21 protein-coding genes, 5 tRNA genes and 1 riboswitch are annotated in these 21,812 nt (G+C 49.5%); of the genes, 20 read left to right on the top strand and 6 right to left on the bottom strand.

Going from position 1 to position 21,812, the window contains the following annotated elements; all coding sequences use genetic code 11:
- The first annotated feature begins 731 nt into the window (after window positions 1-731).
- The 3 genes from glpK (at window position 732) to thiC (ending at window position 4,723) form a co-directional block, all read left to right on the top strand.
- Window positions 732-2,222: a glycerol kinase GlpK gene (glpK, locus tag BN2762_RS22975; RefSeq protein ID WP_055109154.1), complete on the top strand. Its 1,491-nt coding sequence runs from the start codon at window positions 732-734 to the stop codon at window positions 2,220-2,222.
- A gap of 132 nt (window positions 2,223-2,354) precedes the next feature.
- Entirely contained in the window at window positions 2,355-2,579 is a 225-nt protein-coding gene (locus tag BN2762_RS22970; protein WP_009225122.1) for a helix-turn-helix domain-containing protein, read from the top strand.
- Between the two features lie 156 nt (window positions 2,580-2,735).
- Window positions 2,736-2,847, top strand: a riboswitch (TPP riboswitch).
- A 94-nt stretch (window positions 2,848-2,941) separates the two neighbouring features.
- The gene (thiC, locus tag BN2762_RS22965; RefSeq protein ID WP_055109153.1) at window positions 2,942-4,723 is read left to right on the top strand and encodes a phosphomethylpyrimidine synthase ThiC; all 1,782 of its coding nucleotides are present in this window, start codon (window positions 2,942-2,944) and stop codon (window positions 4,721-4,723) included.
- Window positions 4,724-6,397: 1,674 nt separating this feature from the next.
- Here thiC and BN2762_RS22955 read toward each other — a convergent pair.
- Window positions 6,398-7,753 carry a dipeptidase gene (locus BN2762_RS22955; protein WP_055109151.1) on the bottom strand — a complete coding sequence of 452 codons (1,356 nt, stop codon included), beginning with the start codon at window positions 7,751-7,753 and terminating at the stop codon, window positions 6,398-6,400.
- Window positions 7,754-8,020: 267 nt separating this feature from the next.
- Between BN2762_RS22955 and BN2762_RS27895 the strand changes: the two genes are divergently transcribed.
- From BN2762_RS27895 to BN2762_RS22940, 3 genes are all read left to right on the top strand, one after another.
- Complete coding sequence (locus BN2762_RS27895; protein ID WP_230202574.1) at window positions 8,021-9,496, top strand: peptidyl-prolyl cis-trans isomerase; 1,476 nt, start codon at window positions 8,021-8,023, stop codon at window positions 9,494-9,496.
- A gap of 200 nt (window positions 9,497-9,696) precedes the next feature.
- Window positions 9,697-10,449 (top strand): class I SAM-dependent methyltransferase, encoded by a 753-nt coding sequence (locus tag BN2762_RS22945; protein WP_055109149.1) that lies wholly within the window; start codon window positions 9,697-9,699, stop codon window positions 10,447-10,449.
- Window positions 10,446-11,453: an MBL fold metallo-hydrolase gene (locus tag BN2762_RS22940; RefSeq protein WP_055109148.1), complete on the top strand. Its 1,008-nt coding sequence runs from the start codon at window positions 10,446-10,448 to the stop codon at window positions 11,451-11,453. The genes BN2762_RS22945 and BN2762_RS22940 overlap by 4 nt, the downstream gene beginning before the upstream one ends.
- 68 nt (window positions 11,454-11,521) lie before the next feature.
- Here BN2762_RS22940 and BN2762_RS22935 read toward each other — a convergent pair whose 3' ends face one another.
- Window positions 11,522-12,082 (bottom strand): phosphatidylglycerophosphatase A family protein, encoded by a 561-nt coding sequence (locus BN2762_RS22935; RefSeq protein WP_055110325.1) that lies wholly within the window; start codon window positions 12,080-12,082, stop codon window positions 11,522-11,524.
- Between the two features lie 165 nt (window positions 12,083-12,247).
- Between BN2762_RS22935 and BN2762_RS22930 the strand changes: the two genes are divergently transcribed.
- The 3 genes from BN2762_RS22930 to BN2762_RS22920 all read left to right on the top strand — a co-directional run bounded on the left by BN2762_RS22930 (window position 12,248) and on the right by BN2762_RS22920 (window position 14,909).
- On the top strand, window positions 12,248-13,309 hold the full coding sequence (locus tag BN2762_RS22930) for a GerMN domain-containing protein (protein WP_055109147.1): 1,062 nt from the start codon (window positions 12,248-12,250) through the stop codon (window positions 13,307-13,309).
- A gap of 209 nt (window positions 13,310-13,518) precedes the next feature.
- Complete coding sequence (rph, locus tag BN2762_RS22925; RefSeq protein ID WP_055109146.1) at window positions 13,519-14,277, top strand: ribonuclease PH; 759 nt, start codon at window positions 13,519-13,521, stop codon at window positions 14,275-14,277.
- Entirely contained in the window at window positions 14,277-14,909 is a 633-nt protein-coding gene (locus BN2762_RS22920) for an XTP/dITP diphosphatase (protein ID WP_055109145.1), read from the top strand. Before rph ends, BN2762_RS22920 begins: the two co-directional genes overlap by 1 nt.
- 165 nt (window positions 14,910-15,074) lie before the next feature.
- On the opposite strand, the gene cmpA is transcribed toward BN2762_RS22920, so the two are convergent.
- Window positions 15,075-15,212, bottom strand: coding sequence for a cortex morphogenetic protein CmpA (cmpA, locus tag BN2762_RS27065; RefSeq protein WP_148499989.1), 138 nt, complete (start codon window positions 15,210-15,212; stop codon window positions 15,075-15,077).
- Between the two features lie 78 nt (window positions 15,213-15,290).
- On the bottom strand, window positions 15,291-15,641 hold the full coding sequence (locus BN2762_RS22915; protein WP_055109144.1) for a hypothetical protein: 351 nt from the start codon (window positions 15,639-15,641) through the stop codon (window positions 15,291-15,293).
- 131 nt (window positions 15,642-15,772) lie between these two features.
- Between BN2762_RS22915 and BN2762_RS22910 the strand changes: the two genes are divergently transcribed.
- From BN2762_RS22910 to BN2762_RS22885, 6 genes are all read left to right on the top strand, one after another.
- Window positions 15,773-16,252 carry a SprT family protein gene (locus tag BN2762_RS22910; protein WP_055109143.1) on the top strand — a complete coding sequence of 160 codons (480 nt, stop codon included), beginning with the start codon at window positions 15,773-15,775 and terminating at the stop codon, window positions 16,250-16,252.
- Window positions 16,253-16,323: 71 nt separating this feature from the next.
- On the top strand, window positions 16,324-16,569 hold the full coding sequence (locus BN2762_RS22905) for a hypothetical protein (RefSeq protein WP_055109142.1): 246 nt from the start codon (window positions 16,324-16,326) through the stop codon (window positions 16,567-16,569).
- A 260-nt stretch (window positions 16,570-16,829) separates the two neighbouring features.
- A tRNA-Asn gene (locus BN2762_RS22900) sits at window positions 16,830-16,905 on the top strand.
- Between the two features lie 7 nt (window positions 16,906-16,912).
- Window positions 16,913-17,004 (top strand) — tRNA-Ser (locus BN2762_RS22895).
- A gap of 157 nt (window positions 17,005-17,161) precedes the next feature.
- Window positions 17,162-17,236: transfer RNA gene (locus BN2762_RS22890), tRNA-Glu, on the top strand.
- Window positions 17,237-17,410: 174 nt separating this feature from the next.
- Window positions 17,411-17,493 (top strand) — tRNA-Leu (locus tag BN2762_RS22885).
- 93 nt (window positions 17,494-17,586) lie between these two features.
- Here the strand turns inward: BN2762_RS22885 and BN2762_RS22880 are convergent.
- The gene (locus BN2762_RS22880) at window positions 17,587-18,444 is read right to left on the bottom strand and encodes a Cof-type HAD-IIB family hydrolase (RefSeq protein ID WP_055109141.1); all 858 of its coding nucleotides are present in this window, start codon (window positions 18,442-18,444) and stop codon (window positions 17,587-17,589) included.
- A 184-nt stretch (window positions 18,445-18,628) separates the two neighbouring features.
- Here BN2762_RS22880 and BN2762_RS22875 point away from each other — a divergent pair, with 184 nt between their 5' ends.
- Together BN2762_RS22875 and BN2762_RS22870 are read left to right on the top strand one after the other, a co-directional pair.
- The gene (locus BN2762_RS22875) at window positions 18,629-18,946 is read left to right on the top strand and encodes an AzlD domain-containing protein (protein WP_055109140.1); all 318 of its coding nucleotides are present in this window, start codon (window positions 18,629-18,631) and stop codon (window positions 18,944-18,946) included.
- Window positions 18,947-18,960: 14 nt separating this feature from the next.
- On the top strand, window positions 18,961-19,662 hold the full coding sequence (locus tag BN2762_RS22870; RefSeq protein ID WP_055109139.1) for an AzlC family ABC transporter permease: 702 nt from the start codon (window positions 18,961-18,963) through the stop codon (window positions 19,660-19,662).
- Window positions 19,663-19,682: 20 nt separating this feature from the next.
- On the opposite strand, the gene BN2762_RS22865 is transcribed toward BN2762_RS22870, so the two are convergent.
- Window positions 19,683-20,330, bottom strand: coding sequence for a PAS domain-containing protein (locus BN2762_RS22865; RefSeq protein WP_055109138.1), 648 nt, complete (start codon window positions 20,328-20,330; stop codon window positions 19,683-19,685).
- Window positions 20,331-20,553: 223 nt separating this feature from the next.
- On the opposite strand from BN2762_RS22865, the gene BN2762_RS22860 reads away from it, so the two are divergent.
- The 3 genes from BN2762_RS22860 (at window position 20,554) to BN2762_RS22850 (ending at window position 21,702) form a co-directional block, all read left to right on the top strand.
- Window positions 20,554-20,913: a helix-turn-helix domain-containing protein gene (locus BN2762_RS22860; protein WP_074048675.1), complete on the top strand. Its 360-nt coding sequence runs from the start codon at window positions 20,554-20,556 to the stop codon at window positions 20,911-20,913.
- Window positions 20,914-20,975: 62 nt separating this feature from the next.
- Window positions 20,976-21,058: transfer RNA gene (locus tag BN2762_RS22855), tRNA-Leu, on the top strand.
- Between the two features lie 218 nt (window positions 21,059-21,276).
- Window positions 21,277-21,702, top strand: coding sequence for an organic hydroperoxide resistance protein (locus BN2762_RS22850; protein WP_055109137.1), 426 nt, complete (start codon window positions 21,277-21,279; stop codon window positions 21,700-21,702).
- Window positions 21,703-21,812: the final 110 nt, after the last annotated feature.

Below are 21,812 nucleotides of genomic sequence, written 5' to 3'. Positions count from 1 at the left end.
GAAGAAGTGTAGGCTGGGGAAGCAGAAGAAACGTAGGGAGAAGAAGAAATGTAGGGAAGCAAAAGCAGAAGAAGTGTAGGGAAGTAGAAGGAGCTAGGTTGAGGAAGCAGAAGAGTTGGAGCTGAAGATACGGGGAAGCGGGTTGAGCACCTATGGGTGCTTTTTTTTGCCTGAAAATGCTGTAACGGACCGACGTTCCGCTATTTCCATAAAAAGGACGCCAAAGTCAAAGTAACGGACCATGGTTCCGCTATTGGCCTAGAATTCGCTATATTCACGCCTGTTATGAGTAAATAAGGGCTCCTGTGTCCGATAATCCGTAAAAACCAGCAAAATTGCCGCAATAAGGGACCCTGTATCCGTTAGTCTCTCCAAATCAGCAGGATTGCAGGAATAACGGCTCTAGGGACAATGGATAGTTCGCGAAAAAAGACTCTGGCTTTAGCGCTAACTATAGTTTGTGAAGCGCCGGTAATGCCGCTGGCGCATTTCAATCGCTGGCTTTAGCGTCAGCTATAGTTTGCGAAGTGCCGGCAATGCCGCGGGCTCATTCGATCTCCTGCTTGCTTTAAGCGCCAGCTTTAGTTTGAGAAGCGTTTTTTTCAATTGTAACGCAATCTGCTGTCGAGGTAGAATAAGGTTAATAATTCCTAACTTCATGAATTTTTAATTTCATACATCTGCATTTTTAACGTTATTGAAATAGTCAGATCGAAGAGCGGAGGATGTTTATGGAACAGTATATACTTGCCTTAGACCAGGGAACCACGAGCACACGGGCGATTCTGTTTAATAAGCAAGGGCAAATCGTGCACCTGGCGCAGCGGGAATTTCCGCAGCATTTTCCAAAGCCAGGGTGGGTGGAGCATAACCCCAATGAGATTTGGGGTTCTGTTCTTGCAGTAATCGCTTCCTGCTTGTCGGAGTCGGGGGTCAAGCCGGGGCAGGTAGCCGGGATCGGTATTACGAACCAGAGGGAAACGGCGGTTATTTGGGAAAAAGAGACCGGAAATCACATTTATAATGCCGTGGTATGGCAGTCCCGCCAAACCGCAGACATCTGCGAGGCGTTGAAGGCAGCGGGTCATGATTCGTTATTTCAGCGAAAAACGGGACTGCTGATTGATCCATATTTTTCGGGGACGAAGGTCAAATGGATATTGGATCATGTTGAAGGAGCGAGGAAACGCGCGGAAAACGGCGAGCTTCTCTTCGGTACAATCGATTCCTGGCTCATTTGGAAGCTGACTGGAGGCAAGGTGCATGTCACTGATTATTCCAACGCATCGCGGACCCTGATGTATAACATCCATGATCTGTGCTGGGATGATGAACTGCTGAAGCTGCTCGATGTGCCGAAAGCTATGCTTCCCGAAGTCCGGCCATCCTCCGAGGTTTACGGCCGTACGGCGTCCTACCATTTTTTCGGACATGAGGTGCCGATTGCCGGAGCCGCGGGTGATCAGCAGGCTGCTTTGTTTGGGCAGAACTGCTTCGAGCGTGGCATGGTCAAAACAACATACGGCACAGGCTGCTTTATGCTAATGAATACGGGAGACCGGCCAGTCAACTCGGAGCATGGACTGATTACCTCGATCGCTTGGGGGATTCGCGGCAAGGTTGAATATGCCCTTGAAGGCAGTATCTTTGTCTCAGGTTCAGCCATACAATGGCTAAGAGATGGTCTTCGGATGTTTCGCGAGGCAAAGGATAGCGAGAGATATGCCGAACGAGTCGAATCCACGGAAGGGGTATATGTCGTGCCGGCTTTTGTCGGCCTGGGCAGCCCATATTGGGACAGCGACGTGCGCGGCGCAGTATTCGGTCTTACCCGAGGAACGAGCAAGGAGCATTTCGTCCGGGCGACGCTGGAATCTTTGGCTTATCAGACGAAGGATATTCTGGTGGCGATGGAGAAGGACTGCGGCTACAAGGTGAATACGATGCGCGTGGACGGCGGAGCGGTATCGAATGCGTTCCTGATGGCATTTCAAAGCGACATCCTGAACGTTCCGGTAGAACGTCCGGCTGTACAAGAAACGACCGCGCTGGGCGCAGCTTATCTGGCCGGGCTGGCCGTCGGTTATTGGCAGGATTTTGATGAGATTCGCCGTATCTGGAGCGCAGAGCGAAGATTTGAACCGATGATGCCGGAGACAGAGCGGGAATCGCTGTACAATGGCTGGAAAAAGGCCGTATATGCCGCTATGGCGTTTAAATGAGGAATGGGCTGCCCGGAGCAGCCCATTTTTGCTTAGTATCGCACGCTTACCCGTTTATTTTCATAATATGTGTTGACTGTATCCCTAAACCTTGTTATACCACAAAACCCGAGCAAGGAGGGGTGACGCATTTTGAAGAGCAGCGATCGTAACAGCAAATTTCTGTTGACACATCGTGAGCGGGAAGTTTTTGAACTCCTCGTGCAGGATAAAACGACGCGCGACATTGCGGGGCAACTATTTATCAGCGAGAAGACCGTACGAAATCATATTTCTAATGTCATGCAGAAATTGAACGTAAAAGGTCGTGCGCAGGCGGTTGTCGAGCTAATCAAGCTTGGGGAACTAAAAATCTGACGGTTTTGCCAAAGCACGTCAAGAAACAGTAAACCTTCTAAATTCCTCTATCGTTACGCGGAGAGGGGCTAGAAGGTTTTTTGTTGTTTGTGGCCGATAGAGGAGCCCTAGTTTAGGGTTGATTATTCCTCACTTTCCATATATTATATATTGGTGAATTGAATAAACGGGAGCTTGGGCTAACCAGGCTGAGAGGACAGCTAGTGCGCTGTCGACCGTAATACCTGATCTGGGTAATGCCAGCGGAGGAAATGTTCGAGCCTTTGTGTATACAGAGACCGCTTCTTTCGTTGCGGTCTTTTTTTGTTGCACATAGCAGCATCAGCTCCGCTTGAACCCATTCATTCTAAGGAGGAATAGAAATGGCAAGCGAAACTAGCAACAACACGGTTAACCCTGAGTTCTTAGCTTTTCCGGGCAGTCGCAAGGTGTATCTTCAAGGTTCACGGCCGGATATACAGGTGCCCATGAGAGAGATTGCACTTGCGCCGACTGTTCGCGGAGAATCGGTAGAGGAGAATGAACCTGTTCGGGTATATGACTGCAGCGGTCCTTACACAGACGCTAACCACCAGGCGGATATTAGGATAGGGCTTCCAGCGAACCGCAAGAATTGGATTCTGGAGCGGGGGGATGTGGAGGATTATGAAGGCAGGAGCATAAAGCCTGAGGATGATGGATACAAAACAGAAAAGCAGCCTGATCAGACGGAGACTTTCCCCGGCCTGCGCCGTAAGCCTCTAAGAGCTAAAGCCGGCTGCAATGTGACGCAGATGCATTACGCAAGAAAGGGAATCATTACGCCCGAAATGGAGTACATTTCAATCCGGGAGAACGTGACTCCGGAATTCGTGCGCAGGGAAGTCGCCGAAGGCAGAGCAATCATTCCATCCAATATCAATCATCCCGAAAGCGAGCCAATGATTATCGGCCGTAATTTTCTGGTTAAAATCAATGCAAATATCGGCAACTCGGCCGTAGCCTCCTCCATTGAGGAGGAAGTGGAGAAGATGAGATGGGCGACCCGCTGGGGAGCCGACACGATTATGGATCTTTCCACGGGGAAAAACATTCACACGACGCGAGAGTGGATCATTCGCAATTCACCGGTGCCTGTAGGCACAGTCCCGCTCTACCAGGCGTTGGAGAAGGTAGACGGAAAGGCCGAGGCACTGAGCTGGGAAGTCTACCGCGATACATTGATCGAGCAAGCAGAGCAGGGCGTCGACTATTTTACGATCCATGCCGGAGTGCTCCTGCGGTATATTCCGTTAACGGCTAAGCGTGTAACAGGCATTGTATCTCGCGGCGGGTCCATCATGGCAGCCTGGTGCCTGGCTCATCATCAAGAAAATTTTCTTTATACCCATTTTGAAGAAATCTGTGAAATCATGAAAAGCTATGACATCGCCTTTTCGCTTGGCGACGGCCTGCGGCCGGGTTCGATTGCGGATGCTAACGACGAAGCTCAGTTCGCTGAGCTCGAGACGCTCGGTGAACTGACCCAAATCGCCTGGAAGCATGACGTTCAGGTGATGATCGAAGGGCCGGGCCACGTACCGATGCATTTAATTAAAGAAAATGTAGACAAACAAATGGAGATATGCCAGGAGGCTCCTTTCTATACGCTGGGCCCGTTAACTACGGATATTGCCCCAGGCTACGATCATATTACTTCAGCGATAGGAGCGGCCATGATCGGTTGGTTCGGGACGGCTATGCTGTGTTATGTGACCCCTAAGGAACACCTCGGCCTCCCTAATAAAAACGATGTTCGCGAGGGAGTCATCGCTTATAAAATAGCCGCGCATGCAGCCGATCTAGCGAAGGGACATCCCGGGGCCCAAGAAAGAGATAACGCGTTATCCAAGGCCCGGTTCGAATTCCGCTGGCGAGACCAGTTCAACCTCTCGCTTGATCCAGAGAGGGCTCTGGAGTATCATGATGAAACACTGCCCGCGGAAGGAGCAAAGACCGCTCACTTCTGTTCCATGTGCGGCCCTAAATTTTGCAGCATGCGAATTACTCAGGACATTCGCGATTATGCCAAGCAGCATGGAATTGAAGAAGAGGAGGCTATCGCCAAAGGCCTTGAGGAAAAATCACGCCAGTTCAAAGAAGCGGGAAATGTCATTTATCGTTAAAAATGTTTCGAAATCATATGACGAATGTGATGTGTAATGTATCACGCAAATAAAAAGCCAGTAATGGCGCGTGGTTTTTTACGCGCGCATAGAATTAACGAAGCGACAAACTACAAAGTTTGGATTCTATGCGAATCATTCCCCGCCAAGCAAGCACTCAATCTGTTATCCATTCAATGGGTGACAGTATGTCGACGAACATTATGATTAAGATTGCCCGCGGTGTTAAGGGCGGTAAAAACGGTAGATAGGAACGATTAACGCCGGGGCACTCTCTCCGGCGTTAATTTTATTTATAGGGGTTGACTGCGTTGAATAAATCGAAAAAGGTTCGCGAATTAGACTGTGGAATCTTATTTGAATCGGCGCTTAATTACCGCAGGTTCCTCTCTCTCGCTTCAGTTTTTACAACTATGTATCAGATAACTTAATTATATTTGCTCCTATTCCTCTTGCTTATTTTGAGAAGACCCATAATAAAAAAGGACATGCTTATGGCCCAGACAATCCCTATCATCGTAAATGCCAAAGAATTATATACAGAGCTAGTTAATGCTCTTGTTTCGAGTATTCTCGTAAAATATAATGCACACAATGTGAATAGTACAAACTGACTAAGAATCCAACCGTACCCCTGTCTTTTGTTTTTAACACAGAAGCTAATTAAAATTCCAAGTACAGGGAGCATTACGATAAGCAAGCCTGCCCTCAATAAATTGGGAACTTCCTCTTCTAGGAGCATAATCAGTCCTCCTTCATCTATACTCGATATGAATGTTACATTATTATTGTAGACGAAATTTTATTGCCTTAGTGCGTTAAATTGCATGTCTGTTTGTATAAAATATCGAACTTAGCCCTACGATGTCTATTCCCGGCAAGATGGGCATTTTTTGTTTCGGGATATTTAGTGATAAATGTCCGAAAATTCGCTAAAATGGTGGTTTTTACGTCAAAGTCATAAGCGACAATCGCTGATTACTTTTGAAATACGGCGTCAACACATGCTTAACGAAAGTGACGATTCACAATATAGTTTTGAAATCTATGAAAAGGAAATATTGCTACAAAATTACAAATGACATACAAAAATAGCACGATTGAACATAACAAAGGCTGTGCCCAAAGGTTGTACACAAAAGCTAAACGCAAAAGCTAAACGCAAAGGCTGTATTTAAAGGCCGTAAGCAAAGGCTGAACACAAAGTTTGCAATCAAATGCTATACCCAGACGTTGCCTGACTTTATCAAGCATAGGTATATCAAGTTTAGGTATATCAAGCATAGGTATATCAAGTTTAGGTATCTCAAGCTAGGCATTTAAGCTGTCATCACTAACTAAATGGAATTCCTGTATCTAATCGAACTCTAAGTGAATGGTTCAGGGGATTAGTTGGGTTTTACGCACCTAAAATCAAGAATCCAGCCATGGTTGGCAATTCCTTTACTTTTAACGATGCGAAATCCATTTAATTTTTTCTTTCCTTCCTTGCTGCAGAAACTAACTACTATAAATCCATTTACTATAGGTTGAACTTTCTAGTTCATCCTATATAGCAATAAAAATATAGCCGTAAAATCATCCAGATACGCCAATAAACCATCCAGATACACCAATAAAATCATCCAACCCCCTCCGTACGGAGGGGGCTGGAAAGGTTGATTATCACACGTACTAGAGAGATTTCAGATAATCTACGATCGTTAACAGCCCTTTATCGAAATTCTCCAGATTAAAATGCTCGTTCGGGGCATGCAGGTTCTCGTCCGGAAGTCCAAAGCCCATCATGACGGCAGGTGCATTCAGCACGCGGGACAGGGTCTCGACAATCGGGATGGAGCCGCCGTCGTTGGTGAACAGGGCGCGTGTCCCATATACGCGTTCGTAAGCGTCCGCCGCTTTTTGCAGCATTGGATTCGAAGGATCGATGGTGAACGCGCGGGCCTTCTCTATTTGGACGATGCTCAGCTTGGCGCCAGGCTGGATATGCTGTTTTAAGTGAGCTTCGATTTTATCCAAAATATCCTGCGGGTCCTGATGGCCGACCAATCGGCATGTGATTTTGGCATGAGCCTCTTTCGGAATTACGGTCTTGGATCCTTCCCCTTGAAATCCGCCGTAGACCCCGTTCAGCTCCAGCGTCGGACGGGCGCCAGTCCGCTCCACAAAATTATAGCCTTCCTCTCCATAAAGAGTGTCAAGGCCTAAATCGGCTTTTAATTTCTCCTCATTGAATTGCTGCTTGGCGAATTCCTCGCGCATCGCAGGCGTCAGCTCGGGCACGCCCTCATAGAATCCATTTACCGCCACTCTTCCCTTATCGTCATGAAGCGACGCAAGTAAGGAGACGATAGCGTGAAGCGCATTAGGCACGCCGCCGCCAAAGGTTCCCGAGTGAAGATCCGTATTAGCGGTCTGCACGGCAACCTCTAGAGAGCACAGTCCACGTAAGCCGATGCAGATGGCCGGCTTGCCTGGCTCCAGCAGAGCCGTATCGGAGATGAGCACGACATCGGCCGCCAGCTTCTCCCTATGTTCATCCAGATAAGGCGGAAGGTTGGGACTGGCGATCTCCTCCTCGCCCTCAATGCAGAACTTGATGTTGACGGGAAGCTGCTTCTCTTCCTTTAAAATAGCCTCCACAGCTTTGATGTGAAGAAACAGCTGCCCTTTATCGTCAGTAGCTCCGCGTGCATACAGTTTGCCGTCCCGGATCGTCGGCTCGAACGGGGGCGTCTCCCACAAGTGCAGCGGATCCACCGGCTGAACGTCATAGTGTCCGTAGACGAGCACGGTTGGTTGGCCTGGAGCATGCAGATGGTCCGCGTAAATAATCGGATGCCCTTTGGTCGGAATAATTTCTACATTCTCCAGGCCTGCATTCGTTAAAGCGCTGGCAATCCATTCCGCAGCCTTGGCGATATCAGGTTTATGTTCAGATAGGGCAGAAATGCTTGGTATCGTCAATAGCTGCTTTAATTCATCTAAATGCTGTTCTCTGTGTGTTTGAAAATAGGATTCATAGTTCATCGTTGATCATATCCTCCCGGACGTTATTGGTACTCCTATATATATTTTACTACGTTTTGGCAGCCAACACGAATGATCGCAGCATCATACGTTTATTCTAACCGCCAGTGCTGCTGAAGATGTGAATTAAGCAGATTTTAATAAAAGTCTGTTTAATTTTATAAGAATTTAATGTTTGATTCCGTGAATTCTGTTACTCTCTTTTAAGAGAGCTTAATTTATAGAGCTCGTACCGTTAAGGTGAGATGAAGGGAGTTAATGCTTAATATGGAAGATAAAGATAAGAAGGAACAAGAATCATTGGAGGAAGGGTCAGGGCAAGAGAAAGCTTCTGAGGAAACAGGAGCAGTTGAAGGTACTTCCGTAGATACAACCGAGGAGACATCCATAGAGACAGCAAGCAGACTGGAAAATGAGGATGGTGCCGAAGTTGTTGACGAAGCTGCCTTAGGGGCCGCAGGGGCTGGTGAAAAAGCAGATACGGAAGCTGATGCAGAAGCAGGTGCAGAAGCAGGTGCAGAAGCAAAAGTAGATGCAGAAGCCGATGGAGAAGCTGATGCCGAAGCAGATGCAGATGCGCAAGTTGAACCGGCGGTGGAAGCTGATGCCCAAGCGAAGGAAACTGCAGGCGGCGGGACCGCGCCGGAGGCAGATGCTGAAGATGCTGCGCCCCACGCTGAGGCTGAATCAAACAGGCCGCCGGAAGCAGAAGCTGCTGAGACCAGCGGTAGGAAGGAAATAGTTGCACCGCCGTATGCCTGGAACGGACAAGCCGCTGCAGGAGATGGAATGACACCCGCTGCTTCCAAATCCTCCAATGCTTGGCCGATTATTTCTTTAATTTTAGCCGTAGGACTTGTAATTGCATTGGTATATCCCCTGATTGGAAGCAAGAAGGATGTCGTAGCAACGGTTAATGGAACGAAAATAACGCAGGATGAGCTCTATGACGAGCTCGTGAAGGCCAGCGGCGGCGAGCAAGCGAAGCAAGCGCTGGAAGCGATGATTACGAAGGCGCTGATAACGCAGGAGGCCAAGAAGAAGAAAATCGTAGTGACTGAAGAGGATATCAACGCAGAAATTGATAATTACACCAAATCCTTTGGCAGCCTGGAAGTGCTGGAGCAGATGCTTCAGCAGTATGGCATGACGCTGGACGATTTGAAGCAGGAAGCCGAGCTGAACGTCATGATTACCAAGCTGCTTGAGGATAAAACGAATGTGACGGACGAAGAAATCAAGGAAACTTTCGAAATGTACAAGGAATCCTTCGATACGCCGGAGCAGGTCCGGACTTCGGTGATCCTGGTAGAGACGGAAGCTGAGGCTAACGACATCATTCAGCAGTTGAAGGATGGCAAGGATTTTGCGGAGCTGGCCAAGGACAAATCGCTGGATACGTTTACGAAGGGTTCTGGGGGCGACACCGGATTCTTCGAACGGGGACAGGTAGAGCCGGCGGTTGAGGAGGCCGCTTTCAAGCTGCAGAAGGATGAAATCAGCGGTGCGGTGAAGACGAATGATGGTTATAAGGTCATTAAGTTAACCGACCGCAAGGAAGCTAAAGAGGCCACGCTCGAAGATAGCAAGGATGAGATTCGAAAAGGCCTGGTATCACAGCAGATTTCGGAGCTGTTCGGAGATTGGCTGAATGAAGTGAAAAGCGGAGCCAAAATCACGAATAAATTAACGAACCCCGATACAGCTCATAGCGGGTCTGCAAGTAACCCTGCCGTCAGCTAATTGCATGAAGCGAATTTAATAGGATTCGTCTTTCAGATAGCCAGCGTCTCAGATTTGAGACGCTGGCTATCGCTGCATTTTAAAGGAGCAATATCAAAGGCTTTGCTGCCGAACGGCAATTTGGATTGCAAGTTCCGGGGTTTATGTATACCTTATTAATAGAGAAGTTTTTGGTCATAGATAGGGGAGGAGAAGTTCTGATGGCGGAGTGGTATGAACGAAGCTTTGGTGAGGATTATTTACTCGTCTATAAACATCGCGACGTGCAAGGAGCAAAACGCGAAGTACATACGATGATTTCCTGGCTGGGCCTGCCTGCGGGAGCAAAAGTGCTCGACCTGTGCTGCGGTATGGGAAGGCATTCCATGGCGCTGGTCGAGGCGGGCTATGAGGTGACCGGAATCGATTTGTCTGACGTGCTGCTGCGGGAAGCGCGTAAGAATGATCCCGAAGGCCGCGTTACCTGGCTTAAGGGCGATATGCGTAATTTGCCGCTGGAAGGCGGCTTTGATGCGGTCGTCAATCTATTCTCTTCCTTCGGCTACTTCGAGGAGGATACAGAACATATCAAGGTGCTGGAGGAAATTCGCAGGGTTCTGAAGCCGGGCGGACAATTCATTATTGATTTTCTAAATCCAGCATATACCGTGGAGCATTTAGTCCCCTGCTCCGAGAGGGTGGATGAAGGCCAGCACATTACGGAGGAGCGCAGCATTCAGGACGGATACGTAAAGAAGCATATCACGATTCAAAATACGGGTCCCAAGGATCCCAGTGCCCCGGATGAACCAAGGCGGTATTTGGAACGGATAAAATTGTATGATCGAGAGGATTTTACGGAAATGCTGAACAGAAGCGGCCTGCAATTGGAGCGAATATACGGGGGCTACGGCGATATTCCTTACGACCCGGAGACATCCCCTCGCATGATCATGGTCGGAAGCTCCTTATGACGAGCGGTTTTTTTCAAGAATGGGGAGAAGCAGGCATAGTCCAAATTCCGATTTCCATGGCACCTCCGCTGCGTCAGGTGAACAGCTACCTGCTGCGCGGACCGGAGGGGGTCACTATTATAGATCCTGGTCCGCGAACGGCAGCGACGGAGAGAGAATGGGGAGAGATTTTGAGGGAGCTTAGGCTTCGTCCTGGCGATATCACCTCAATTGTCCTTACTCATCATCATCCGGATCATTTCGGGATGGCCGGGTATTTACAATCATTGACACAGGCTGCAGTCTATATGTCGGCCAGGTCCTACGAAGAGTCGGAGCGGATGTGGGGACAAGGCAGTACGGTTGATGCCGCGCTGCCCGCTCTGTTTCGGCAGCACGGCATGCCCGGGGAATGGCTCCATCAGCTTCCGGCTCACCTGCGCAGCTTTATAGGGCAGGTAACGCCATTTCCAGAAGTCACCTTTGTAGAGGAGGGCAGTTCAATCCTTATGGGGGGAAGAAGCTGGGAACCTGTCATGAGCGGCGGACATGCCCCTGGTCATCTGTCTTTCTACGACCAGGGCAGAAGAGTCATGATTTGCGGTGATGCCGTACTGCCGCAAATATCTCCTAATATCAGCTTGGTGCCAGATAGCGAGCCTTATCCGCTGCAGTCTTTCATTGACGGGCTTGAGCGGCTGGGCGCTTATGATGTTAGCATGGCTTTCCCCGGGCACCGCAGTCCGTTCGATTATTTCGATGAGCGGATTCGCCTGCTGATTCAGCACCATGAGCAGCGTCTTGAGCGGATGGAGCGGCTGCTGCAGGAGGTGCCGCTCACGGGCTTTGAGGTCTGCAAGACCCTATTCGGAACCAAGCTGGGCATCCATCAGATGCGGTTTGCCATGTCGGAGACGCTGGCTCATTTGCTTGAGCTCGTCCGCCAAGGTCGAGCAGCGATGGAGGAGACTGGCGGCGACGCGGGATTCCGGTTCAGGGCCTTACAGCAAACTTATAAAATCTGAAATATGTGCTACAACAAAGAACAAGCTGCGAGCTTCCGCAGCTTGTTCTTTATTCTCAGAAGATGATGCTACCGGTCCGAATCCATCGTCTCTTCGCCCTGCTCCTTCTCGCGCTCCGCCTGCTTGCGGTGAGCGATCCGGCTGCTGGCTGAAGCGGCAATGGCGCCCACGATATCGTCGAGGAACGTGTTGCAGGGGCCTAAGCTTTTATCATTTAACCGCTCCAATACCCCGGGTTTGAGCTTGTCAACGTAGCCGTAATTCGTGAAGCCGATGCTTCCGTAGACGTTAACGATCGAGAAGGCTAAAATTTCATCGACGCCATACAAGCCTTCGTCGTTGACTATCATATCCTGCAGTTCTGGGATCAAGAGGCCCTGCTCCGCCAAAATATCCAGTTGGATACCCGTAAGCACGGCATTCTGAACCTCTCTCTTGCTAAGAACCTGCTCCACATTGTGGATGCACTCCTCGATGGTCAGGCTAGGGTAATACTTTTGCTGCAGCAGCATGACCAGCTCGGCAATCTCGCTGAGGGTCACCCCGCGTTTTTGCAGCCATTCCATGGTTACGTCAGCGACCTTTTTACTGTTCAAGCTGTAAGGTACCTTCGCTTTTGGTTGATCCATCCCCATTCACCTCTACCCCTCTTTTATGATGTCATCTGCTTGATTTCTCTGACTCGACTATGATGCAGTTTGTCCACTTCCGGGAAAAATTAGTTATTTTTCAAGAAGGGGCTCGTATATATAGTAATACAAACCTTAGAAAAATGTTAGGGAGGAACCCAGGTCATGAAATGGAACCGCTCATTACGCAATACTGCCATAGCGGGAATGCTCGCAATCCCGTTATTGCTGTCAGCCTGTAATCCCTTTGCCGCCAAATCATCGGGCTCCATCGACCCTCCGCCTGTGGATGTCGAATATGAGATGCTTAGAAGCCTTGAGGCGGAGGAGCAGACAAGCCTGAGTACGGATGGCCCAATGTCCACGGTCTATCTGGAGAATGAACACGGCCTGCTTGCTCCGGTTGCTCTGAGGCTGCCGGACGAAGAAGGCGGCACGCAGTTAACCCGTGCCCTGGAGAGCTTAGTGAAGGACGGGCCATTCGCCAAGCTGGTTCCAGAGGGATTCTCAGGGGTGCTGCCGCAAGGGACAGAGGTCAAGGCCATTACACTGCAGAAGGATCAGCAGCTGGCCGTGGTAGAGTTCACAGAGCCGTTTCACAATTATGATGCCAATGATGAGCGTAAGATCATGGAGGCTCTTACTTGGACTTTAACGGAGGATCCGGACATTCGGCAGGTGCAGCTCTGGGTTAATGGAGCCAAGCTGAACGAAATGCCTGTGGATGGGACGCCGCTGGATCGTCCGCTGACGCGAGCCTTAGGCATTAACCTGGAGATCGGCAATGGTACGAGCCTGTCGCTGAGCAGTCCGGTGACCGTATATTTCTCGGCGGCAACGCCGGATGGTGTGCAATATTTTGTGCCGGTCACCCGCTTTGTCACAGGCAGCTCCGACCGGGTGCAATCAGCGCTGCAAGAGCTGATCAAAGGACCAGCGCAGGGAGAAGGGCTGGAGCGAGTCGTTACCGACAATACGAGCGTGGACAGCGTCGAAGTGTCGCAGGATGGCGTTGTAACCGTATCGATCAGTGATGATATGTTCGATCCTGGTGAGAGGGTGCCTGCTCAAATGCTGCAATCGGTGGTACTCACGGTAACGGAGAATTCGCAGGAGGATCAGGTGCGGATCTGGCTGAATGGGGAGAAGGAGGTCATTGGACTCGATAATCAGAAATACAGCGAGCCCGTGTCCAGACCGGAGAACATCAATCAAATCCCGATGTGATTATTTAGAAATCCTTGATATGTTATGGGCTTGCCTCGGCAGGCCCATTTCTGCTATGCCAGGCATTTTTGCTGCGTTTGGTTTTGTTTTTTGAATTAGCCGGGATCAAGAGATATCGCCGGGGAGGAATGGAATGGTGATTTTATGCTTACACTTTGGTAGAATAGGGAAAGCGTAAAGACAGCATGAAACGTAGGAGGCGGGTTACGATGAGAATAAACGGGCGTGAAGCAAATGAGCGGCGGCCATTGAACTTAACAGTAAATATTAACAAATATGCAGAAGGCTCCGTATACATTGAGGTTGGAGACACGAAGGTAATATGCACGGCTACGGTTGAAGAGAAGGTACCGATGTTCATGAAAGGCCAGGGCAAAGGTTGGGTTACCGCAGAATATTCGATGCTTCCCCGGGCTACGCACTCCCGTAACCAACGCGAATCGGCTCGCGGTAAGCAAAGCGGACGGACGATGGAAATCCAGCGTCTGATCGGCAGGGCCTTGCGTTCTGTTGTTGATTTGCAGGCGCTTGGCGAGCGATCGATTACGATTGACTGCGATGTGCTGCAGGCGGATGGAGGAACGCGTACAACGTCGATTACTGGGGCCTTCGTTGCTCTGGCATTGGCGGTGAATAAGATCGTTCAGAAGCATTCCCTGCCTGTGTTCCCCATTACGGATTACCTGGCTTCCGTTAGTGTTGGCATCGTCGGGCAAGAGACGCTTCTCGATCTTAATTACGACGAGGACTCCAAGGCTAAGGTCGACATGAATGTAGTTATGACGGGGCAGGGGCAGTTCGTCGAGGTACAGGGAACCGGTGAAGAGAATCCGTTCTCCCGGGAAGAGCTGAATAAAATGCTGGAGCTCGCGGAGAAGGGCATTCATGAAATGATTCAAATTCAGCGTGAAGCTCTAGGGCCGATCGCCCTTAAAATTGGAAGCAAGCAGCCGGAGGCGGGGGTATAATGAACAAGCAGGAATCGGTCATAATCGTAGCTACCCGAAATCAGGGAAAAGTCCGTGAATTTGCCCATGGACTTGCTTTTTTGGGCAAGCCTGTGAAAAGCATGTACGATTATCCCGAGGTTCCCGAAGTCGTCGAGGATGGAGAGACGTTTGCGGACAATGCCCGCAAGAAGGCCAAGGAAGTGGGCGATTTCCTGGGCCAGACGGTTTTGGCCGACGACTCGGGATTATGCGTTGACAAGCTGGATGGCGCGCCAGGGGTTTATTCCGCCCGCTATGCAGGGGAAGGCGCTTCGGATGAGGACAATAATGCAAAGCTGCTTAGCGAATTGGAGGGTATGCGGCTTGGAGAGGATACGGAGCAGCCCTTGCTCAGCACAGCCCGATTCGTCTGTCATCTGGCCCTGTATGACCCGGAGACCGGGGAATTTACAGAGGCATCCGGGACGGTGGAAGGCTGGATTACGTCTGAACCGGCCGGCGAAGGCGGCTTCGGTTACGATCCGCTTTTTTATCTGCCGGAGTATGAGAAGACCTTGGCTGAGCTAACCGTGTCAGAGAAGCAGGCAATCAGTCATCGCGGAGCGGCATTGCGGCAGCTGGTCGAGAAAATTAACAGCATGAATAAATAGAAAGGAAGCCTCCGGCAAATGCCGAGGCTTCCTGATGGATTTTGGATGTTGTCATGCTAGGATAAGATCCCCTTTAAGCGAACGTGTTCGGCCCGTCATGATTTGGCAGACGGGTCGATGCAGAACCTGAAGGGGATTTTGGCATGATGCGGCTGCAGTGGTGCTCTACTGAATCTGACTGGCCTCACTGCTATTTTTGCGGCGGCTGTAGTAAAAGAACCAACAGTCGTTAAGCAGGCGAATCTGGCGCCGGTCTTTTTTATGGAATGCACGCATCATTTGGTTGCTGAGCCAATTAGGCAATACAATCTCCTCCCCGACATTTCCCTATGTACGTTTAGCATATGGGTAGCGGCCGTGAAGTGTGCAGGTCCATAGGTTTTATTGTCCTTCTTCCTCGTACCATTGCTCCAACTGGGCTTGAAGGGCGCGAATCTCTGTCAGCAATGAGATTAGCGGATAATTCTCTTCGCGGATCGCGGAGAAGGCTGCCTCAAGCTCATTAATATAATCCAGGCCGCTTGTAATCTGCAGCGATTCCTGGAGCAGATCGAGCTGGTCGCATTCGGCAATCGCTTGCGGCAGGGATGGAACCTGAGCTGCGGTAAGTTTATCGATTTCTTTGTTCAGACGCAGATTGAGAGCGCTGAGCTGGTAAGCGTAATCCGAGGGCATTTCCACGAAAAGCAAATCGCAGCCTTGCTGTAGAATCACATATCTCATTAGGGCCATTTTTTAACAGTCTCCTTTGTTCTTATTGCTACTTGACAGTGTAGCTTAACAGGAAGTTAGAATTCAAGTATAAACAGCGCCAGATCCCGGCCGGGAATGTGTTTTGCCAGCGCAACGAGGAGGTTATTGTCATGACGGATGAACAATTGCAGGCTTGGGTCGAGGAAATATCGCTTCGCAGCTTTGGGCTCCCTTTTCGGCATGAGGCCAGATTTAATCGGCGGCTGAGGTCGACAGGCGGACGGTATTTCATGAAATCGCATCACATTGAGATTAATCCGGCCCAGCTGGCTGCCTTCGGCATGGAGGAAGTAGAGAAGATCATCAAGCATGAGCTATGCCATTATCATTTGCATATAATGGGCAAAGGCTATAGGCATCGGGATTCTGACTTTAAGGCTTTATTAAGCCGGGTCGGGGGAAGCAGATATTGTCAATCACTGCCTGGGGACCAGGGAAGAAAATCATTGCCTTACCGTTATAAGCTCCAGTGCACAAGCTGCGGAATGGAATATTTGCGCAAGCGCCGCATAAATCCCCAGCGATATCGCTGCGGGAAGTGCTCGGGAACCCTGAGATTGTCCAGTTATGAACAATCCGGCCGCAATTAATTAAGGTGAGCTGCTGTTATGGCCTGCAAGTATGGTATACTACAACAAAACGAAGAAGGATGTGACTATTTATGGCTAAATCAAAAGCCAAACGTATGCGCGATAAATTAATGCGTGAAGGGAAACGAAACCCGGAGTTGAGCCGAAGCCCCTTTGCCGCAGCCGATCTGAGGACACGAAGAACCAAAACCAAGCAGGAGCTTATCCATCAGAACAAACACAAACGGAAGAACCTGATCTCTTTTTATGGAGAGGATGGTTCTTTTTTGTTGGCAAGAAACGGCTCTGCTTGTCATATATATGTAGTGGGAGCGTAAGGATTCCAAGGGGAGAGGAGCAGCCGGCTTCGAAGGAGCAATATGCGGATGGAGGCGAAGCATAATGAGTGCAGAAATGCTGATCCAACTGCTCGTGCTCATCGTCATGCTCATCGAACTGGCGCGGCACCGTAAGGATTCCTAAAGTTTCCGTAAAGGTCTGGCTGCGAGGCCAGGCCACTCTTCTATGCCCAGGCATTATCTTGACTTTGCCTAAAAATCATGATAAATTATACGATGAATCTATAGTATGTTGTTGTTCCCCGATAGCTCAGTCGGTAGAGCACTCGACTGTTAATCGAGTTGTCACAGGTTCGAGTCCTGTTCGGGGAGCCATTGGTTTGGAGAGATACCCAAGTGGCTATAAGGGGACCCTCTGCTAAGGGGTTAGACTGCGTAAGCGGTGCGAGGGTTCGAATCCCTCTCTCTCCGCCACTATAGATTGAGAACCCTTAACGGTTCGAATGCAAGGCCAAGTCCTGGGTGGACTTTTTTTGTTTCTTATGCGAAAAAAGGGTTGTCAACGCTCGTACATTTTGATATACTCATTTTTGTTGTCACTCGAAAATGAAATGCAGTATAATATGGATAAGGCCCGTTGGTCAAGGGGTTAAGACACCTCCCTTTCACGGAGGTAACAGGGGTTCGAATCCCCTACGGGTCACCACTTTCTTTATGTGCTTCATAGGGGGGAGAACCCCCATAAGGGGTTCGTCGGAGCATCAGCTTCGGTAGGAATACATCGCAGTCTCGAACGAAGAGAGAGTATCCCCTACGGGTCACCACTTTCATTCATAGCTTCATAGGGGTGAGAACTCCTTTGAAATTAACAATTTAATATGCGGTCGTGGTGGAATGGCAGACACGCTATCTTGAGGGGGTAGTGGGTGTATACCCGTGGAGGTTCGAGTCCTCTCGACCGCATTCGTGACACAGAAAGAACCTTGCGGATGCAAGGTTCTTTTGCAATTTGCATTTGTAAATTTTCTTCCTTTCAGCCCTTATGCCCCTCTAGTGCTATAAATTAAGGAGGGTATTCAGGGCATATGCCACCCCATGCTCGTTATTGCTTCGTGTGACCAGGGTGCTAAGCTGTTTGATTTCATCGACAGCATTCCCCATTGCTACACCTGTTCCGGCTACCTGGAACATGGCAATATCATTATAGTTATCCCCGATCACGATCGTATCGGCCATGCCGATATGATAATGGGAAGCCATAAATTGGAGCGCGCTTCCTTTGTCCGTATCGGTTGAAATGATTTCCAGCGTATGCTTGGCAGCAGCTGTAGTATGAGTATAAGCCTGATCTTGGAAGTGGTTGCGGATTCGCTCCAGCTTCGCATCGTCATAAGTATATATAAGCAATTTATAAACAGCGGTTCCTGAACGGACTACCTCGCGGGGATCATCGATTTGCTGGATGCCGAATTGCTGGAACTGGATTTGTATTCCCTTTTGCAGCGTATCTATGTCTATGTTTGGGTTGGCGCTGGCGAGAATATCGATTTCAGCCTGAAGCTTGCCTTCCCCGCCGCAAGGCGAATAAATTTCATCAGGGGAAAATATCTCGAAATATACATCCTGCTCCAATAAATAATTTATGGATTCAGCAGCGATAACATGGGGGATCGGAGTTTCCTTCAACAGCTTCCCATGTTCATCATGTACGGCAGCCCCGTTCGAGGAAATGATCGGAATGGATAGATCCTCGCCAAGGATCCCCATCACGTCAAAGCGGGCCCTGCCTGTACAAATCGTCACTTTATGATGATTCGCGGACAGGATGCTGCGGATGGCCGCTAGACCTTCTACACTTGGCTTGCTCTCTGCGGTTAATAAAGTTCCGTCCAGATCGATAGCAATTAATTTCATGTGATAGCCTCCCTATAGCTTGTTCTGTGGTTGTTTGCTAAGAGTATAATTTATGAAATTGATTTCAGGTCAACACAGGGAAACTATGATATTATAAAAATAGAGTATACCGGGTGGGAAACAATGCTTTGTGCTGAAATACTGCTTGGATTAAAAAAGACAATTTAGGAACAGGAATGAGCAAATGGAATCTCAACTTTGGATGATTCTCCTTATTGGAGCAGGAACTTATTTATTTCGCGCAGGCTCGCTTGTACTTGGAAGCCGAGTGCAGTGGTCGGAGCGGACAAAGGAATGGCTGGCCTATGTGTCTCCTGCGGTACTTGGAGCCTTGCTGGGTCCCTTGCTGCTGCTTAACGATGGGCAGTGGATTCCCATCAAGGATAATACCATGCTGTTAGCAGCCGTACCTACGGTTGCGATTGCCTGGTGGACCCGGCGATTGCTGTTCACCGTAGCAGCAGGGATCGCGTTCTATGCAGCATTATACTATTTCATGTGACAGGGGATACAAGCATGAGTCGACGGGACAGAATAACTTTGGCATTAAGGGATGGCTTGCCAGTTGTACTGGCATACTTCCCTTTATCTATTACATTTGGCGTACTGGCAGCAGCCAGCGGAGTGCCCTGGTATGCGTCATTCTTCAGCTCCATATGGATTTACTCCGGCGGTGCACAGTTTATGCTTATCAGCATGCTGGAGGCGGCCACGGCTCCGGCAACTATCATCGCTACGATCCTGCTGGTCAATATGCGTCATGTCTTATATGGTGCCACGATGGGCCCTTATCTGGCGCATTGGCAGGAGCCTTTGAAGTGGTTGGCAGCGCTCGGCTTGACGGATGAGAGCTTCGTCGTGACCTCTAACCGGGCGGCCGGAGGCGAACGGCTGACCCCTTCGTATTATTTGACAATTGCGCTTGCAGCATACGGATCATGGATTGCCGGTACCCTAGTCGGTGCGGGAATCGGCGGAGTCGTACCCTCTGAAGCAGCAGCCGTGCTTGGCTTTGCACTTCCAGCGCTGTTTCTGGCTCTGCTCTTTGCCGGCGAGCGCACACTTCCGCATCTAATTGCAGCTTGCACAGGCGGGGGATTAGCTACGCTTGCCGGAATCATGAACCTGGGCGGAATCGGCCTTATTGTCGGGGGACTTGTCGGAGCGACGGCGGGACAGCTCCTAGGCAGAAAAATGAGCAGGCCAGCAAGAAATTAAATGATTCATACGTGCAGACGCTATTCGTTGCTAGTTGGTAAATCAAGGGAGGAGGAGTATTTTGGATACAAGACACGAATGCAATCCGGGCAGATGTCATGGGTGAATTCGGCGTGAGTATTCTTGATTAAAAAGCTCTCGATATCGTCCCAGTGGTTGTTATCATTTCTATTCTTGATTCGCTTGCAGACTGCACAAATGGGGAGCAGCCCGCGCAGCGTGCGGATCTCGGAAATAATCTCCACAAGCTGCAGCTCATACCGCTTATGGCGAGTCATGTCGATACAGCTGAGGACAACGCCGCTAATTTGGGAGCTGTGCTGCTCAATCAGCGGAATGACCTCCAATTGGAACCAGATCGTTTCTTGAGACAAAGATAAATGAATGTGGAATTCCTTGCTATAAAATGAACAATCCCCTTGGAGTATGTTATTGAGCTGGGAGATGAACATAGGGGCATTGGGGCACATTGCACGGTTGTCCGGGTTTTTCAGAAATTCTATGAGATTTATTCCGGGCCGGTCCCAGACCGGAGATAAGCCAAGCTGTGCGGCCTTTGATGCCCAAGTCGGGTTAATATGCTGGATCGTCCCTTGGGAATCGGTAATAGCCAGGCACTGATTCAAGGACTGGACAGCCGCAATCCATAAAGATGGATCCTGAGTCATTGCAAACACTCCTATCTACTAGAAAGTAAATAATGCTGGGCTGAAACCACTATGAAGCAGGGCCGAAGAAATGAATGGCTACGGGGGCTATGATATAATAGAGCTGGGGGAATCCACCAAAGTACATAAAAGTGGGATAAAGAAATTATACACGCAAAAACGTGATTTTACAACAAGGAATACTTAATTGCGTAATTATTCGCTGCGAAGGAAGGTAGGAGAATTGTCCATTTACGAAAGAATTGAATCGCTGATCAAGAGCAAAGCGATGACTAAGAAGGAATTCTGCCAGAGACTCGGAATCAGCACCGGCAATTTAGGCGACTGGAAGCGCGGCAAGTCATCTCCCGGGACGAGTAAGCTTATCGACATTGCTGCATATTTCGATGTAAGCCTGGACTGGCTGATGACGGGTCAGGAGCACCGGGCGGACCGGATTCTTGAACGGAAAGAGATATATGCCGCGGAAGCGGATTGGGTTCGCCTGGGCAGCCAGCTGACAGATCAGGAGAAGGCTTTTGTCCGGGAATATTTGGAGTTTACTGAATATCGCAGGCGAATGAAGAAGAAGCAAGGGAAATAATAACTCTTTACTTTTAGTACCTGCAGCGATATAATAATCAATGTTCGCTTCAAACATAACATGCGGTCGTGGTGGAATGGCAGACACGCTATCTTGAGGGGGTAGTGGGTGTATACCCGTGGAGGTTCGAGTCCTCTCGACCGCATAATCGAGCAGTGAATACCGTCTTTTCAGCAGTAATATTTGCTGGGAGACGGTTTTTTGGTTTTTGAGAGTATGCATGATTGCTCCCGGCAGTCCTTACGGCTCCAGGTGACGAGAGATGGCTTGTTATCCTATGAGAATAACAACGAGGAGCGTTTCAAAGCAGGCTCGTTGCTTTAATGAACATTAACCCGAATCTTTGCAAGGAGGGAACGATTCATGAAAGCATTGTATACGGCAGCCGCAACGGTCCAAGGAGGCCGCACAGGCACTGTGGAGACTTCCGACGGCGCGTTGAAGCTGGAGCTGAGCATGCCTAAGGAGATGGGGGGACAAGGGGGATCCGGCACCAATCCCGAGCAGCTGTTCGCGGCCGGTTATGGCGCTTGCTTTGCCAGCGCGCTGGAGCATGTGGCTGAACAAGCAGGCGTAAAGCTGGAAAATGCAGTCGTGAAGCATCAAGTTAGCATCGGCAAGGATCCCTCGGATGGCGGATTCCAATTAGCCGTGGCGATCGATGCACAAATTCCGGGGGTTGATCGCGGAAAGGCCCAGGAACTGCTGCACAAGGCGCATGATTTCTGCCCATATTCAAAGGCGACGAGGGGCAATATCGAAGTGAAGCTGAACTTAATCGAAGGCTGAAGATATGAAAAGACTTCTCGCGGGCAATACTGTGGCCAAGAGAAGTCTTTTTTCACGCTGACAATAGATCCAATTGTCATTGAATTCCAAGTTGACACGCCGTAAAAAAT

This window comes from Paenibacillus ihumii (genome assembly GCF_001403875.1).
GTDB lineage: Bacteria > Bacillota > Bacilli > Paenibacillales > Paenibacillaceae > Fontibacillus > Fontibacillus ihumii.
The sequence above is the reverse complement of the archived record's forward strand: the minus strand, read 5'-3'. Positions and strand labels throughout refer to the sequence as shown.